Source organism: Pseudomonas sp. ESBL9, from assembly GCF_036668715.1.
Taxonomy (GTDB): Bacteria; Pseudomonadota; Gammaproteobacteria; order Pseudomonadales; family Pseudomonadaceae; genus Aquipseudomonas; species Aquipseudomonas lundensis.
This window is the reverse complement of the sequence record NZ_JAZEVV010000006.1, coordinates 256,191-273,059: the sequence shown is the minus strand read 5'-3', so window position 1 is coordinate 273,059 and position 16,869 is coordinate 256,191. Positions and strand designations below refer to the sequence as shown.

At 58.5% G+C, this 16,869-nt stretch carries 12 protein-coding genes; 4 read left to right on the top strand and 8 right to left on the bottom strand.

Annotated elements, in window-relative coordinates; all coding sequences use genetic code 11:
- Positions 1 to 60 precede the first annotated feature (60 nt).
- Entirely contained in the window at positions 61 to 2,283 is a 2,223-nt protein-coding gene (locus tag V6F78_RS18235; protein ID WP_332727986.1) for a DNA internalization-related competence protein ComEC/Rec2, read from the bottom strand.
- Positions 2,284 to 2,416: 133 nt separating this feature from the next.
- On the opposite strand from V6F78_RS18235, the gene V6F78_RS18230 reads away from it, so the two are divergent.
- The gene (locus V6F78_RS18230) at positions 2,417 to 2,932 is read left to right on the top strand and encodes a DUF2062 domain-containing protein (RefSeq protein WP_047280950.1); all 516 of its coding nucleotides are present in this window, start codon (positions 2,417 to 2,419) and stop codon (positions 2,930 to 2,932) included.
- 42 nt (positions 2,933 to 2,974) lie between these two features.
- On the opposite strand, the gene V6F78_RS18225 is transcribed toward V6F78_RS18230, so the two are convergent.
- The 3 genes from V6F78_RS18225 to V6F78_RS18215 form a co-directional block, all read right to left on the bottom strand.
- Positions 2,975 to 3,754, bottom strand: coding sequence for an ABC transporter permease (locus V6F78_RS18225; protein WP_047294764.1), 780 nt, complete (start codon positions 3,752 to 3,754; stop codon positions 2,975 to 2,977).
- On the bottom strand, positions 3,751 to 4,683 hold the full coding sequence (locus V6F78_RS18220) for an ABC transporter ATP-binding protein (protein ID WP_047276274.1): 933 nt from the start codon (positions 4,681 to 4,683) through the stop codon (positions 3,751 to 3,753). The genes V6F78_RS18225 and V6F78_RS18220 overlap by 4 nt, the downstream gene beginning before the upstream one ends.
- Positions 4,684 to 4,818: 135 nt before the next feature.
- A complete protein-coding gene (locus V6F78_RS18215) occupies positions 4,819 to 5,442 on the bottom strand; it encodes a glutathione S-transferase family protein (RefSeq protein WP_047294766.1) in 624 nt (207 codons plus the stop codon).
- A 151-nt stretch (positions 5,443 to 5,593) separates the two neighbouring features.
- Here V6F78_RS18215 and V6F78_RS18210 point away from each other — a divergent pair, with 151 nt between their 5' ends.
- On the top strand, positions 5,594 to 8,041 hold the full coding sequence (locus tag V6F78_RS18210; protein WP_332727985.1) for an acyl-CoA dehydrogenase: 2,448 nt from the start codon (positions 5,594 to 5,596) through the stop codon (positions 8,039 to 8,041).
- A gap of 62 nt (positions 8,042 to 8,103) precedes the next feature.
- A complete protein-coding gene (locus V6F78_RS18205; protein ID WP_047294770.1) occupies positions 8,104 to 8,520 on the top strand; it encodes a PA2817 family protein in 417 nt (138 codons plus the stop codon).
- A 97-nt stretch (positions 8,521 to 8,617) separates the two neighbouring features.
- Here V6F78_RS18205 and V6F78_RS18200 read toward each other — a convergent pair whose 3' ends face one another.
- Positions 8,618 to 9,577: a LysR family transcriptional regulator gene (locus V6F78_RS18200; protein WP_047294880.1), complete on the bottom strand. Its 960-nt coding sequence runs from the start codon at positions 9,575 to 9,577 to the stop codon at positions 8,618 to 8,620.
- Positions 9,578 to 9,665: 88 nt separating this feature from the next.
- Between V6F78_RS18200 and V6F78_RS18195 the strand changes: the two genes are divergently transcribed.
- Positions 9,666 to 10,292 carry a serine-tRNA(Ala) deacylase AlaX gene (locus tag V6F78_RS18195; protein ID WP_047294772.1) on the top strand — a complete coding sequence of 209 codons (627 nt, stop codon included), beginning with the start codon at positions 9,666 to 9,668 and terminating at the stop codon, positions 10,290 to 10,292.
- A gap of 10 nt (positions 10,293 to 10,302) precedes the next feature.
- Here V6F78_RS18195 and V6F78_RS18190 read toward each other — a convergent pair whose 3' ends face one another.
- From V6F78_RS18190 to V6F78_RS18180, 3 genes are all read right to left on the bottom strand, one after another.
- A complete protein-coding gene (locus V6F78_RS18190) occupies positions 10,303 to 15,045 on the bottom strand; it encodes a dermonecrotic toxin domain-containing protein (RefSeq protein ID WP_332727984.1) in 4,743 nt (1,580 codons plus the stop codon).
- A 120-nt stretch (positions 15,046 to 15,165) separates the two neighbouring features.
- The gene (locus V6F78_RS18185; RefSeq protein WP_052959414.1) at positions 15,166 to 15,996 is read right to left on the bottom strand and encodes a quaternary amine ABC transporter ATP-binding protein; all 831 of its coding nucleotides are present in this window, start codon (positions 15,994 to 15,996) and stop codon (positions 15,166 to 15,168) included.
- Entirely contained in the window at positions 15,993 to 16,844 is an 852-nt protein-coding gene (locus tag V6F78_RS18180; protein ID WP_047276285.1) for an ABC transporter permease, read from the bottom strand. The genes V6F78_RS18185 and V6F78_RS18180 overlap by 4 nt, the downstream gene beginning before the upstream one ends.
- Positions 16,845 to 16,869 lie beyond the last annotated feature (25 nt).

The following is a 16,869-nucleotide window of genomic DNA, read 5'->3' as shown; positions in this document are numbered from 1 at the left end:
AAAAAGTGCGCCACTCTACCATAGGATTGGCTCGCCGCTCAGGCACGCACAAAACCCCTGTCACCCGTCAAGGCGCCAGAACCTGCGTTGTTGACGCTCGCCCAGAGCCACCCCCTTCGCCCCCAGGCTCAAACGCACGGCGCCTTGTTCTGCACTGTCGAGCACCGTCATGCCCAACGCCCGGTAGCGAGCCAATACCTGAGGGTGCGGGTGACCAAAACTGTTGCCAGCCCCGCGTGAAATCAAGACATGCTGCGCAGACAGCGCGTTCAGAAACACCCGGGACGACGAGGTGCGGCTGCCGTGATGCGGAGCTTGCAACCACTGCACCGGGACCGCCAAAGGGCTGCGCAAAAAAGCCCGCTCAGCCTGCGCGTCGATGTCTCCGGTCAGCAATAGCCGCTCATCGCCAGCCTGTACCAAGAGCACACAGGACTTTTGGTTGCCGTTGCTGGCGTCCGGCCATTGCCAAAGCGAGAAGCGCACACCGTCCCACTCCCAGCCGTCTTGCGCGGCGCAAGGTTGAGCCTGTAACTGAGCGGGCAAACCCGGTACGTCGCCGCTGATCACCTGCTTGACGTTCAGCGCTCGCCGGACCGCCAACGCACCCCCTGCGTGGTCTGAGTCGGCATGGCTGATCAGCATCAAATCCAGCTCATGGATGCCTTGCGAGCGCAGAAAAGGCACGACCACCCGCTCCCCCTGATCCAGATCCCGGAGCGTGGGGCCCGCGTCATAAAGCAGGGTGTGGTGGCGCGTGCGCAACAGCATGGCCAACCCTTGCCCGACGTCCAGTTGCCAGACCTCAACCTGACCGTGCGGGACCTGCTCGCGCGGCGCAAGAAACGCCAATGCCAGCAGCGGCCAACCCAATGGCCTCAGCGCAACGCCCGCCGGCAACAGCAGCATCACAACCCCTGCCGCCGTCAGCGCCCAAATGCCGATCGGTACGGCTGGCGGCAACCAGGCCGGGAACGTCCCCGCCAACCAGGTCAAACCGCGTATCAACACGTCCAGCAGCCCCCCGGACACCCAAAGCAACCCCTCTCCCAGCCAGGGCACGGGCAGCAAGAAGGTGCCCAGCAACGCTGAGGGCAACACCAGCAGGCTGATCCACGGCACCGCCACCAGGTTCGCCAGCGGGCCGGTCGCACTCACGGGTAACGCCAAGGCCCACATCACGGGAAACAGCCCCAGGGCAATCAGGCCGTGGGGCCTTGTCCAGGCAGACCACTGACTCCACGCCCCCAAACGCCCGCTGAACGTAAAAATCAGCACGGCAACCGCTGTAAATGAAAGCCAAAAACCAGGCATCAGGCTGGCTAACGGCTCCACCAGCAACACCGCATTCAACGCCAGCAAAAATGGCAACCACACCCCTAAATGCCGAAAGCGCAGACGCCATAACAGCACCAGGCCCAGCATCACGCAGGCGCGCTGCACTGGCACTTCAAATCCGGCCAACAGGCCATAACTGACCGCCCCCACAAACGCCAGGCCACACGCCCAAGGCAGCCACGGCCAGCCTCGGGGCCATATGCCATAACGCGCGAACAGTGCGATCAGTCCGTAGAGCAATCCGGCAAACAAACCGATGTGCTGCCCCGAGATCACCAATAAATGTACGGTGCCTGTGGTTTGCAACAGCTTCCAGTCTTCGCGGTCCAGACCGGAGCCGTCCCCCATCACCAGCGCCGCCAGCCAGGGCGCCCGGCCATGGGCCTCGACACTCAACAAACGTTGACGCAACCCGTCACGCCACGCAGAAGAGGCTGTCGCCAGCCGCTGCCCATCCTTGACCGTTCCGGTTGCGCCTATCCGCTTGCTGAGCAACCACGCCTCGTAATCAAACCCCTGAGGATTAAGCAGACCCCGCGGCTTTTTCAGCTTCACGGCCAGGCGCCAGCGTTCGCCACTGTTAACCGGCGGACCACCTTGCCAGCTCAAGCGAAGCGTGCGCGGCAACTCAGCCCGACGAGAGACGGGCGTATCGATGTCAAACCCCACGTAGGACGCCGTGCGTTGCGGCAACCCAGTCACCCGCCCTTCAATCCAGAGGGTGCGACCGTCGAGGGCATCCGACAGACGGTCATCCAGTGCCGACTGCCCCTGCACGCATGCCCACACCAACCCCAGCAGCCACAACCCGACCGGGTACGTTCGAAAAAACATCAGCCCTACTGCAAGGCCGCACAACACCCCTAACCACCCTGCCGGGGGCAGTACCGGCAAATACCTTAACGCCATCAACCCCAGCGCCAGCCCTGTCATCCCTGTGTACATAGCCCGCCCCAAAAATCCCTTTCACACGGATTAGTTCATCAGGGCAAACGACGCTTTAATAATTGTCACAAAGTCTGAATAGGCATAAGGCCGAATTTGGGCATACTGGCCCATTCATCCTAGGGAGAGGCCCATGCCACGGCGTTTATTCAAACGTTACATGCCAGATCCGGCAAGCATCAGGGAACACAAATCCTTACGATTTATGGGCACCCTGCTGCATGACCCAAACCTGTGGCACCTGAATCGGCACTCCGTATCCCGCGCCATGGCCGTGGGCATATTCGCCGCGTTCATCCCCATGCCGTTTCAAATGCTGCTGGCCGCGTTCCTCGCAATCACCGTGCGCAGCAACATGCCCATTTCGGTCGGACTGGTGTGGCTGACCAACCCGATCACCATGCCACCGGTGTTTTATTGCACCTACAAACTCGGCGCGTGGCTAATGGACGTACCGGTACGTAAATTACCGGACGACCTGACCTGGGAGTGGATCAGCGGGCAGCTGTCTACGCTCTGGCAACCCTTCTTGCTCGGTTCGGTGGTGTGCGGCGTGGTGTTGGGTGCGCTGGCCTATTGCCTGACACAGCTGTATTGGCGCTGGTGGGTGAGCCGCCAATGGAAGCGCCGGCAAAACAATCGCCCATAAAAAAGACCCCGTTCGGGGTCTTATTGCAAAGCGCGGAACGTATTACTGACGCATGCCGCGACCGCTGACCAGCAAGCGGGCGCACAAGAAGTACAACACCACGGTCGCCACCACCATAAAGGTCAAGGCCACGCTGATTTTGATGTCAGACACCCCCAGAATGCCGTAGCGGAAGGCGTTCACCATGTGCAACACCGGGTTGGCCATCGACACCGTCTGCCAGAACGGCGGCAGCAACGAGATCGAATAGAACACCCCGCCCAGATAAGTCAACGGCGTGAGCACAAACGTCGGAATGATCGAAATATCATCGAAATTGCGTGCAAACACGGCGTTAACGAAGCCCAACAGCGAAAAAATGGTCGCTGTCAGTAATACCACGGCCACCGTCAACCCCAGGTGATGCACCTGCAAGTGGGTGAAAAAGAGCGACAGCAACGTCACGATCACCCCCACCATCAAGCCTCGCAGAATCCCGCCCACGGTGTAGCCGATCAAAATGGTGTGCGGCGATACCGGCGACACCATCAGCTCCTCGATGGAGCGCTGGAACTTGCTGCCAAAAAAGCTCGATACCACGTTGCCGTAGGAGTTGGTGATCACAGACATCATGATCAGGCCGGGCACGATGTACTCCATATAGGTGAAACCACCCATATCGCCGATTTGTCGGCCAATCAGGTTACCGAAGATCACAAAGTACAGAACCATGGTGATCGCTGGCGGCAGCAGGGTTTGCGGCCAGATGCGCATGAAACGGCGCACTTCGCGGTAAACAATGGTGTTCAACGCAATCAGATTGGGGCGCAGCTCCGAGCTCATATCGCCACCTTCGCCAGATTTTTCTCGACCAACGACACAAACAACTCCTCAAGGCGATTGGTTTTATTGCGCAAACTCACCACTTCAATCTGCTGGGCAGCCAGTTGGGTGAACAAACCGGTAATGCCGACCTGTTTGTCCACCTGAACTTCCAGCGTCACGCTGTCGAGTAATTGGCTCGGGTAACCGATCAGCTGCGGCGCTGCCTGCAATGGGGTTTTCAGGTCCAGCAGGAAGGTTTCGACATGCAGCTGGCCCAACAACTGGCGCATGCTGGTGTTTTCAACGATGGTGCCGTGATCGATGATGCCGATGTTGCGGCACAGTTGCTCAGCCTCTTCCAGGTAGTGGGTGGTGAGGATGATGGTGGTGCCCTGCTCGTTCAGCTCGGTAAGGAACGTCCACATGGAGCGACGCAGCTCAATGTCCACCCCCGCCGTCGGCTCGTCGAGAATCAACAGGCGCGGCTCGTGCACCAGGGCGCGAGCAATCATCAGGCGGCGTTTCATGCCCCCTGACAATGAGCGCGAGGGCGTGTCGCGCTTGTCCCACAACCCGAGCTGGGTCAGGTATTTCTCAGCGCGTTCCTTGGCGACTTTGGGCGCAATGCCGTAATAACCCGCCTGGGTCACGACGATATCGAAGGTTTTTTCAAACTGGTTGAAGTTGAACTCCTGGGGCACCACACCGATGCAACGCTTCAAGGCGGCGGGTTCGCGGTCCAGGTCATGGCCGAACACATTCACCGTGCCGCTGGTTTTGTTCACCAGCGTCGAGAGAATGCCAATGGTTGTGGATTTGCCGGCGCCGTTGGGGCCAAGCAATGCGAAAAAATCACCTTCAGAAACATCCAGATCGATACCACTCAGGGCCTGGAAACCGTTGCCGTAGGTTTTGGTTAGCTGCCGTATGGACAGAGCGGAACTCATATCTGATTACGCACCAAGATGGGGGAATAGGAGGTGTAAGTAAGGGCGAGCCGTCTGTCATACAAGTCCGTCACGCAGGCAGCATGGTGCTTGGCCTCGACGCACAAGTACAGTCGCCCGTATTAATAGTGAGTATTAAGTCAACGCGGTCATGACCGCACCGCGGTAGCACGGGCGCAGTTTCAGGCGCTCATACCACGCTTCCAGGTTCGGCATTGAAGGGCGCTCAAGGGGCATTTCAAACCAGGCATAAATGAATGACCCCAGCGGAATGTCGCCCATGCCAATTTCATCACCCGACAAATAAGGTTTTTCCGACAAGGCCTGATCCACAATCGACAGCAACTCTGCGCACGTTTTACTCGCACCGTTGATCAACACCCAGTCTTGCTGCTCGGCTGGCGTACGCAACATGCCCCAGAACAGATCGCGGAAAGGCCCTGCAAATGTCGACGTAGTCCAGTCCATCCACTTGTCTGCCTGTGCGCGCACGCACACATCGCGCTGATACCAGGAGGTGTCTGAGCCATAACGGGCAGCCAGATACCGCACGATGGCGTTGGATTCCCACAGCACGAAATCGCCGTCTTCAATCATCGGCACCCGACCGTTGGGGTTTAACGCCCGGTACTGTGGGGTATCGACCACACCAAACGCACCACCGGCCTCTTCTCGCTCGTAAGGCAAGGCCAACTCTTCGGCACACCACAGGACTTTTCTGACATTGGATGAATTCTTGCGACCCCACACTTTCAGCATGACTCAACTCCTGATTGATAGACGCCGCAGGAGTCTAACCCCACAGGACGAACTCCGCCTCCCGGGTGAGGTCACTATCCATAGCACCCCGAACAAGACTTGCGACTAAGCTCTAGAAGGTTCCCGCCACTGGTTTCACGGAGGATTGAATATGCTGTTGTTGTGGATTGTGGTTTTAATCGTTGGCGTCGCCTGGCTGGCGCATCGCCGCGTTGCACCGCTGCCCGCCATGGGCGTGGTGGCTGTCTATCTCGTGGCCATGGCCATTTTCAGCCATGCACCGGGCTGGCTGCTGGGGATCTTCTGGATTCTGCTGGCGATACCGGCCGCGCTGTTGTTGCTGCCTGATCTGCGGCGCAAGGTGTTCACCGCCCCGCTGTTCAACTGGTTTCAAAAAACCCTGCCACCCATGTCGCAAACCGAGCGCGACGCCATCGACGCTGGCACCGTGTGGTGGGATGGCGAATTGTTCAGCGGTCGTCCCGACTGGAATCAGTTGCTGGCTTACCCCAAAGTCCAGCTGACCGATGAAGAACAGGCCTTTATTGACGGCCCCACCGAAGAACTGTGCGCCATGGTCTCGGACTGGGACATCGGCCAGCGCATGGACTTGCCCCCTGAAGCCTGGGCGCACATCAAGCAACACGGTTTCTTTGCACTGATCATTCCCAAGGAGTTTGGCGGCAAGGGCTTTTCGGCGTATGCGCATTCACAGGTGGCCATGAAACTCGCCACCCGCAGTGGCGACCTGGCGTCCACGGTGATGGTGCCCAACTCCCTCGGCCCGGCTGAATTGCTGCTGCACTACGGCACGGATGAACAGCGCAACCACTACCTGCCCCGCTTGGCCCGGGGCGACGACATCCCGTGCTTCGCCCTCACCGGCCCGCTTGCCGGTTCTGACGCGGGCGCCATGCCCGACACCGGCATCATTTGCAAAGGCCAGTGGCAAGGCGAGGAAGTCATCGGTCTGCGTCTGAATTGGGAAAAGCGCTACATCACGCTCGGCCCGGTCGCCACCCTGCTGGGCCTGGCCTTCAAGGCCCATGACCCCGACCACTTGTTGGGTGAGGAAGAAGATCTGGGCATCAGTCTCGCGCTGATTCCGACCGACACTCCGGGGGTCGAGATTGGCCGACGCCATCTGCCACTGGGTGCAGCCTTCATGAATGGCCCCAACTCGGGCAAAGACGTGTTTATTCCGCTGGACTACCTGATTGGCGGGCAGGAGATGCTCGGCAAGGGCTGGATGATGCTGATGAACTGCCTGTCCGTGGGCCGTTCGATTTCACTCCCGGCCGTTGGCACCGGCGCGGCCAAGTTCACCAGCCTGGTCACCGGGCAATACGCTCAGGTGCGCGAACAGTTCAACGTGCCCCTCGCAGCGTTCGAAGGCATTCAGGAAGCGCTGGCCCGTATCGGCGGCAATGCCTGGTTGATGGACAGCGCCCGCATGCTGACGGCCAACGCCGTCGATCTGGGGGAAAAACCGTCCGTGTTGTCGGCCATCCTCAAATACCACCTCACCGAGCGTGGCCGCGAATGCATCAGCCACGCCATGGACGTGCACGGCGGCAAAGGCATCATCATGGGGCCCAACAACTATTTGGGTCGCAGCTGGCAAGGGGCGCCGATCTTCATCACCGTGGAAGGCGCGAACATTCTGTCGCGCAACCTGATGATCTTCGGCCAGGGTGCCATTCGCTGCCACCCGTTTGTACTCAAGGAAATGGCACTGGCCGGGCGCGAGGACCACGAACAGGCCCTGCACGAGTTTGATGACCTGTTGCTCAAACACATCGGTTTTGCTGTCAGCAACGCCGCCAGTACGCTGGTCTTGAACCTGGGGCTGGGTCGCTTCGAACACGCACCGGGCAACGCGTTGAGCCAAGGCTATTTCCGCGCCTTGAACCGTCAGGCTGCAGCGTTCGCGATGCTGGCAGACCTGAGCATGATGCTGCTGGGTGGCGAACTTAAACGTCGCGAACGCCTGTCGGCGCGTCTGGGCGATGTGCTCAGCCATATGTACCTGGCCAGCGCAGCCCTCAAGCGCTATCACGATCTGGATTCACCCGAGCATCTGAACCCGCTGTTTACCTGGGCCATGGAAGAAAGCTTGGGACAGGCCGAGCGGGCACTGGATCAATTGCTGAAAAACTTCCCGAGCCGCACCTTGGGCTGGTTGCTGCGCGGGGTTGTCTTCCCGTTTGGCCGACGTCACACCGGGCCGGACGATGCACTGGACGCCGAGGTGGCCGCCGTGTTGGGACGCGCCAAAGGCGATCCGACACTGGAGGCCGTACTTGCCGGGTGCTATCGCCCGCAATCGGCTGAGGATCCGGTCGGCGCCCTGCAACATGCCAGTCAACTGCTTAGCGCCGCCCAACCGCTGTTCAAAAAACTGCATCAGGGGCTCAAAAGCGGTCAGGTTAAACCGGCCGCAGGGGAACATGCGATTGATGCGGCGCTCACTGCTGGCGTGCTGCAACCGGCCGAGGGGCAGACCCTGCGCGAGGCCGAGGCGGCACGTCGCAAGGTGATCGACGTCGACGATTTCTCGAAGGAAGCACTCACCCACAGCGAAGGAAAAGTTCGATAGCACGACAGCAGGCGCGCGGAGCTTTATACTCCCGCGCCCGTTTTGCTTTAGAGGACACCGCAATGGCCACCAACGATCTCAACCACAACCTCGTGTTGCTCGACATTCTGCGCAGCATTCTGGTTGCTGTCGGTGATGCCGAGCAGATCCCCGAAGAAAGCCACGCATTGTTTATGGAACGGTTCGACGAAATGCGCAGCGCATTGCCGGTCGATCCGATCGAGAGTCAGTACCTGGGCCAGGACATCATGTGCCAGGTGATCGAACGCTACCCGCAAATCGCTCACCTGGTGCCCCGCGATCTGCTGTGGTACTTCGGCGGTGCATGCTTCAACTTCCTGTCCGATGAAGAACTGGACATGTATGAGGCGCTTGAAGAGCGCCGTCATGAAGCCGAAGAAAACGGCGAACCGTTCGACTGGAATCAGGAAAAGCAGTTCATGGCGTTGCCGACAGGCGAAGACAGCCCGCAACACTGATCGGCGCCCAGCACCACATCAGGCCCGCCCGGTTACCCGGACGGGCTTTTTTTTCGCCCGGCCGTTTTAAGGCCCACTGTCACGGCGGGTGTGGCGCTTAGGCAGTGCTCGCGTCCGGACTAGAGGCTGACTGCGGCCGACTCGCTTCTTGCGCCAGCCGTTCAACCAGAAAGTCGATAAACACCCGCAATTTCGGCGGCAGATAACGGGTCGGCTCGTACAGCAGCCACACGCCACCGTGGTAAGACGCAATAAAGTCCCACTCGGGCAACACCTGAACGATGCGCCCTTGCTCCAGTGCCTGACGCGCCGTGAAGTACGGTAGGCTGCCAATTCCGATGTGCTGCAACACCGCATCCAGCCGAACGCCCGTGTGATTGGCGGCATACCGCCCCTTCACCCCCACCACAGCGGATACGCTGCCCTGCTTGAACTTCCACCGTGCATCGGCCGGAGTCTCGCCCAGGCAAATACAGCTGTGATGGCGCAGATCTTCGGGCTGTTGCGGGACGCCGTTCGAGGCCAGGTACTGAGGGGTTGCGCACAGCAGTTGCTCGATCACACACAATTGCCGCCCCGCCAAGCCCGGCGCGGGCTGGTCAGTGACGCGAATGCTCAAGTCGACGTTGCCATCAATCAAATCCACATAGCGGTCTTCAAGCACCAACTGCACATCCACGTGCGGGAAGCGGCGCAAGAACTCGGGCATATGCGGGTGGATGACGTAGCGGCCGATGGCCTTGGGGACGCTCACGCGCACCAGACCTTCAGCCTCTTGGGTAAACCGTCCACTGACTTCCATGACCGATTGCGCCGCGCCCACTACATCCCGGCAGCGCTTATACACCTCCTCCCCGCCATCGCTCAGACGCAGTTTGCGGGTGGTGCGCTGCAACAAACGGATGGCCAATGCCTTTTCCAGCCGGGCAATGCTGCGGCTCACCGCAGAGGGCGAGGTGCCCAGTTGCCGCGCCGCTTCAGAAAAATTCCCGGCCTCGACCACCTTCACGAAAATCGCCATTTCGGCCAATAAGGACAACGGTAGATTTATGCTCACAGCGCACAGGTCCATTGAAATTTGAAGGGATTATCACGCCAGGGTGACGTCCTTATACTTTAAAAACTTGTTTCTCAGGAACCTCCCCATGACCCCACGCCTGTTTTTTACCGAAGATGGACTCACCGCTCAGGTCGATGTGCTCAGTTGTGCGCCGTGTGACGATGGATTTGCGGTGGTGTTGAGTCGCACCCCTTTTCACCCCCAGGGTGGCGGGCAGCCCAGCGACACGGGCTGGATTGGGGACAGCGAAGTGATCAAGGTCTTCCATGATGTCGAGCACTTGGTGCATGTGGTCAACGCCGCAGTGCAAACAGGTAAAAACCAGGCCCGAGTCGATGCGACGCGGCGCCTTTTGAATACCCGCCTGCATTCGGCCGGTCATTTGATCGGCGTCTGTGGCGAACGCGCAGGCTGGATCCCCAGCAAAGCGCATCATTGGCCCGGTGAATGCCGGGTCAGCTTCGTCCCGGGCAACGCCCCTCAGCCGCTGCAGGCGCAACAGGTCGAGGAGCAACTGCAGCGATGGATCGACGCAGACTTGCCGCGGATGACGCGCATGGAAGGCGACCAGCGTTTCATCGGCTTCGGTGAACTGCCCACCCACCCATGCGCTGGCACCCATGTCAGCTCGTTGAAGCAATTGAAGACAGTGCCCATCCTGTCGATCAAAGAAAAGAAAGGCGTGCTCACCGTTCGCTACGACGTGCAATAAGAGCCCGCCATTAAGGGATCAACAGGAACAGCCGCTGGGCCAATGCCGTATCCAGTTTGGCGCGGTACACCTCAATCACTTCTTGCGAGGTCCCGGCCTTTGAATACAGCGCCTGTTCACTCAACCGCCGCTGGGCTGCCGTTTTGAGATGCGCCACATCGAACGCAGCCGTCGGGGTATCGAGCGCTTTGTAATGAAAGTGCGCGTACCACAGCGCTGCCCCCTGTTTGTCGTCGATGGCGTATTCCTGCAGGTAATCCTTGCGCTGGCCGCGGGACAAGAACTTGCGCTCACCCAGGCGCCGAATCCTGATTTCTCCCTGCGTATTCAAATACTCCACATTGGGGCCCGTCGGCGGGAGGCGCTTGATCATGCTGATTCGCAAACTTTTACCCAACGCGCGCAACTTGATGGCCTCTGCCTTCAATTGTTCGCTCAGTGCCCGGGCTGCCTGTTTGCGCGTTTCGCTCAGGGTTTCCGGTTCAGTGCTGACGCCCGTCACAATCCGGTCGATCTGCACCGCCACCTCATCAAGGCTCTTGCCTTTGAATTCCAGAATTTCTTCGATTTCGACGGGGATTTTTGAAGTCATGGCGCTGGAACGGCTGGCTTCAATCGCACTGTCGACCTTGGCCAGCAAGCGTCGACCGTCGGCTTCGAGCCGCGAGAGGTTTCTGGCCTGAGTGGCCAGTTGCACAGCCGGCCGCAGTTGAGTGATTTCCTCCCAGACACCACTCTCGACCTGCTTATAGGTGTGAACGGACAGCCTGCCAAAGCCTTCGGTCACATCCACCACGCCGCCAGATTGACCCGCGGATGATTCGCGCGGGGCGCCGACCAATACCTGATGGGTGGTGGTCTTAATCACCCGTTGTGGCGCTCCGGATGTCGCCGGCTTTTTACTGAGTGCCGCATACGCCAATCGGCTAGGCCCCGGTCGCGGCTCTTCGTATTCTGAAGATGAGCTCTCGGAGTCGCGAATGACTTTTTCCAGCTGGGATTCTGCAAACACTCTCAAGTGCCGGACTACCTGCATGATCGGCGCCAGGTACTCATTCCGAAAATGCTCGGACTCCAGATTGATCAAGTTCCCGCACACACTTTCTGCTGCATAGTACTGCTCGATAGCGCGGTCCAGCAGCGCAATGTGATCTTCGCTGTACAGTTGATTATCCATCCGCAAACTCAGTTGCGACCACGCCGTATCAATCAGTGCCGCACTGCCAAAGAAGTTGAACGCATGCTGTTCTTCCGGGGACAAGTTGACACCGCCCCGGCGGATCACCAGCTCACACAAGGTTTCCAGATACACAGCCGACCAATGACGATCAAAATATTCCTGATCCTCCATATGCTTAAGCTCGCGCAGCGCACTGTCTTTGGGCAAAGGCCGTCCATGTACGTGTCTGAGGGCTTCAACTTCCAGCGCCGAGTTGTAAAACAGTTTGGCTTCGATATCGCGGGCTTTTTCCAGGTTCTCAATCCACGTTTCATACGTACTAACAGAGCCGGCTGTCAGCTGTTTGGCCACATCAAGCAACTTTTCCAGAAAGTCCTCTTGAGAGTTGAAGACCGGGAGGGCCTGGCGCTCCAGCTCATAGTAGTTCTGCAATTTGAAGTGCTGCAGGGTCAGCTTTACCCAGCATTCATGGAGTAGCTTTGCACGCGACTCCAACGGCGAGATCGCTTCGGCTTTGTCCAAGAGATTGATCAGGTCGTGCATCTTTAGCCGCCAGCTTTCAAACTCAACGCTGAAACGCTCAAGAAACGCTGCCCGACGGTCCACCGCAGTGTCCATGAGCCCCTGTGTGACGTGCAGGACGCGCTCACTGTCATTAATTTGGCCTTTGAGGACTTCAGCCTGCTGTAGCAGTTCGTTAACTTTCTTTTGTTTCTCATCACGCAGTTTCTTGATCCGCGCTTTAGGCCCGCCACCTTTCAAACCTAGCCGCAAATCCAGTTGCCAACGACCGGAAGGCTCTTTCCTCAAGCGAGGCCCCCGACGGTTGGCGTGCTGTACATCTTGAATGTGCAAGCCTTCAGCATCACGCGCCACGCAATACGTTTTGTTAGCGATGCGCACGTAGGACACGCCTTGGTACGTCAGGATGCCGGCCAATTCGCCTACTTCAATCGGCGTGGCATCGGTCAGATCAACTGGCACTTCATAGGTTTCGAGTTCCAGACGTTGCGCGCCGGTCAAGCGCTGCGATGGACTGAACCAGGACACCGCCAGTGCCGAATAGTCCTGAACAGCCGAAGGGGTCAGATCCGGCCGTTTTTCAGGGGTTATCAGCGGCAACTTGTCCGGTTTTACACTGGGCGCATTGGGTTCTTCATAGCGGGAGAACAACGGCTCATCGACTGGCACCTTCAAACGCCGACGGTCATTGGCGAGCGTCCTGAAATTCAGACCTTCCTGCAATAACGCCAGGCTGATGTTGAGCAACAGGTCGATCACTGACTCCAACGCGGCCTCTTTGTCCCCCCTCAAACGCGCATGCAGCGTGCTATCAATGCTCAGCAAGGTCTGGAGCAACCAGGCAGCCTTCTGCAATGGCCCATTGACGAAAAACGTGAGGCCATTAAACAAGGCCCAACCGGCTTTTTTAACCAACAGCCAACGCCGCTCTGCAACGGTAACGGTCTGTTTGTCTGCCAATAAAAGCAATGCCTGGGCATTGGCCTCAAACAGCGCGTCAAAGTAATTACCCACTACAGCCTGTGTGCTCAACATCGCTGGACTGCGTGGTAACAGCGCCAGGAAGCCTTCCAGCAACACCCCTTCCAGATGCGGTCTGGCAAACCCGGCGTCAGCGTACACGTCGCGCGCATCATCGTTGAGCCATTGCAGCACGCTGTAATTCAGGTCTTCAGAGTCGCTGATCGCCGCAAATAGCGCCGCCCATGTTGCACACTCCTGCAACGGTTCGGGCGCGAAGGGTTGATAGAGGACAAACGGGCCTGTGTCGACCTGACGCGGGCCCAGTACAAACATGTTGGCGACATAATCCGTTGACGCCCCCTCATAGGCGATGAACCCCAACGGCCGCACACAGAGGTCACTTTTCTCCAGCGTGTCGTGTGCGTCGGGGCGCATCAGGCCGTTCACGATGTTCCAGCCCTGTTGCGTAAACCCGGCTTCACCCTTGATCAGTTTTTCCAGGGCGAATAGCGGCAGTTGCACGCTCAGCTGGGATTTGAACAACGTTTTACGACGTGCGACTTCATCTGGTTCATCAATCAGCAACCGTTTGATCAGCGCAATGTACTGCGAGCCGACATCCAGCTCGTCCACTAACTGTCGCGCATAATCTGCGGTGAACCAGTCTGGCAAAACGGTGGCGTCGCGCCCCTGAACCCCAATAAGCCCGACGGGCCAGCCGCCGCGATAGCTCAGGACAAACTCGGTCAGGGGCAGCGTGTCGTCGGTAAAAATCGGCAAGGTCAGCACTTCGACACCCAGGTTATGAATCTCGACCCTGGCGATGTCGATGTCTGCGCCGGGGTGATCCCTGTCCAGCCGTTGCCTGATTTGCTGCTCAGCAAATGTCGGCAAGGCATCGATCCCGTCCAGGAATGTTTTCCCCTGCGCTTGCTGCTGAAACAAGGCCTGGGCAATCATCAGCTTGCTGTAGGCCAACAGGTGCTGCGCTGATGCTTGCTTGAGCCATGCTGGCAATTTCGTCATGACATGGTCCAGCCACGGACGGTCTTGCTCATTGAACAAAGGGAACATGCCCACGGCAGCATCCAGTTTTTGTTCCAGACGCAATGCACTCCAGTGTTCGCGCCGGGCTGTTTGGCCAAGCGCCTGCACAACGCGCAGCTGCTGATCCAGCAGGGTGCAGGAAAGTGCGGTGAAAAAGTCACCTGACGGTTCGTGCAACGCCCATGCAAATACGGGTTGTTCGAGGGTGTCCTGAAGGCGGCTGGCCATTCGTGTGGCGTAATCATTCAGCGACTCAAATACTTCAATGCCTGATTCCAGCGAGTAACTGAGCACCAGCAGGCGCTGCTTCATCTGCCGCGTAACAAGCATCACACCGGGTAATTGGAAGCGCTCAACACCTTGCGCCTGCAAGGCCTGAATATTGACCAGACAGGCGTGTAAAGGCGTCTCTTGTGTCCCCTTTACGCGTGTGTCCTTGTCGGGAAAATTGGCCACCACCGCCATTGAAGCCGCCTGATCATTGCTCAGGGCAGGTACGTAAAGGTTGTCGGCCAACGTCGATTGCAGCCCCCATTGCTGCACATGGCTCAGCCATTGAAATGGCGATCTGCCCTCACCGTTGCCAACACTCCAAAACAGCGTCAGCGCGTGTTGCCAAATGTCGATCAGCAACGCAGCGCATTCATTGATGGCCGTTTGCACGTCATCCATGTGCACAGGCAATGGGTGGGGATCGCGCTCGCGGGTGTCGCCGGTCAAACGATGGAACCCCTGGATCAGGGTCACTGGCCGCGCATCAAGGTAACTCTGGATCAGCATGTCCACCGGGGAGATCAGCCGATAGTGCCGGGGCATGCCGTTTTCGGGGGTGATTAAGGCGGCCGCTACTGGCCAAGGCTCAGCGATATGCAAATCGGCCACATCAAGGACAAGGCTTGGGTACTTCTCGGCCAGCGCCTCATTGAGTTGGCGGGCCAGCACACTGAACAGCGTGGGACGCGGCGGAAAATGTTGGGCATTGAAGCTGCCCAGAACCTTGAAACGGGACAATAACCCGGGGGTCGTGGAGAGGGTTTTCATAGAGCATCCATTGCGGTAGCGTGAAAAGGCCAGTCCGCCCGGCGCTGTGCCCGGGGCCGGACTGTCTTTTCATTAAACGCAATGCACACCTGCCTACTGCGGTAGCGGGTTACTTGTTGTTTACACCTCTGTGCGCCGACGTTGCACAAAACGATCGACGTACTCATCCGCTGGCGCGTTGAGTATTTGCTGCGGCGTCCCAACCTGTATCAATTGCCCGTCCTTGAGAATCGCAATGCGGTTGCCAATACGCAGCGCCTCATCCAGATCGTGGGTAATGAAGACAATGGTTTTTTGCAGCGTGCGCTGAAGCTCGAGCAACTGGTCCTGCATTTCGGCGCGGATCAACGGATCGAGCGCGCTGAAGGCTTCGTCCATCAGGATGATGTCGGTATCGGTGGCCAAGGCCCTTGCCAGCCCCACGCGCTGACGCATGCCCCCCGACAATTGATGAATCATCGCCTGTTCATAACCCTGCAAGCCCACCACGCCAATCCAGTGCCGGGCGCGCTCATTGCACTGCGCTTTGTTTTCGCCACGCACCTTGAGCCCGTAGGCCACGTTTTCCAACACAGTGCGATGGGGCAACAGACCAAAATTCTGAAACACCATGCTGATTTTATGGCGGCGCAGGTGCCGCAAAGCTGACATGTCGTACTGAAGAATATCTTCACCATCGACCAGGATCTGACCGCTTGTAGGGTCGACCAAACGGTTCAGGTGGCGAACCAGCGTCGACTTGCCCGACCCGGACAGGCCCATGATGACGAAGACCTCCCCCGCCTGGATCGACAACGACAAATCATTGATACCCACGACGCAGCCGGTTTCGGCCAGGACTTGATCCTTGCTTTTGCCCGCCCGAATCAGCGCCAGCACCTCTTTTTCGCGGTTGCCAAAGACCTTGAACACATGACGGACTTCGATTTTGCTCTCGGTCACTGCGCTCATTTACGCTCTCCGTGCCGCGGCCGACCATAAGCCTGAGTAATGCGATCAATCACCACGGCGAGAATCACAATGGCCAATCCTGCTTCCAGTCCTTTGCCGACGTTGAGGGTTTGAATGCCCACCAGCACATCCTCGCCCAATCCCCTGGCCCCGATCATGGAAGCGATCACCACCATCGACAACGCCATCATGGTGGTCTGATTGATCCCGGCCATGATGCTCGGTAAGGCCAGTGGCAATTGCACGCCGAACAGTTGCTGCCACGGGGTGGCACCAAATGCGTTGATGGCCTCCATCACTTCGCGATCCACCTGGCGCAGGCCCAGATCGGTGAGGCGGATCAACGGGGGTACGGCATAAATGACCGTGGCGAAAATGGCCGGAACTTTGCCCAGACCGAACAGCATCAGCACCGGGATCAGGTAAACGAAACTGGGCATGGTTTGCATGATGTCGAGCAACGGCATCATCACCGCCCGCAGACGATTGCTGCGCGCCGCCAGAATGCCCAAGGGAATGCCGACGAGCACCGAAATCACGGTGGCCACCATCATCAGCGCCAGGGTCTGCATCAGCTTGTCCCAAAGCCCGACCGCACCGACCAGGAACAGCAAGCCAACGATTAACAGCGTACTGATGATCTTGCGGGTGGCATGCCAGGCAATGGCGCCGACGATGGCCAGCATCAGCCACCACGGCGTCAGACGCAGCAGGTTTTCAAGGTGGATAATGGCCCACAGCAACGTGTCCGAGATGTTGCGCAACACATCCCCATAATTGCTTACCAGCGCATCGACCCCATCGTTGACCCAACCGGCGATGGAGAACGTCAGATTTTCAGGAAACATGCACGGCTCTTGTTCTGAGAAATAA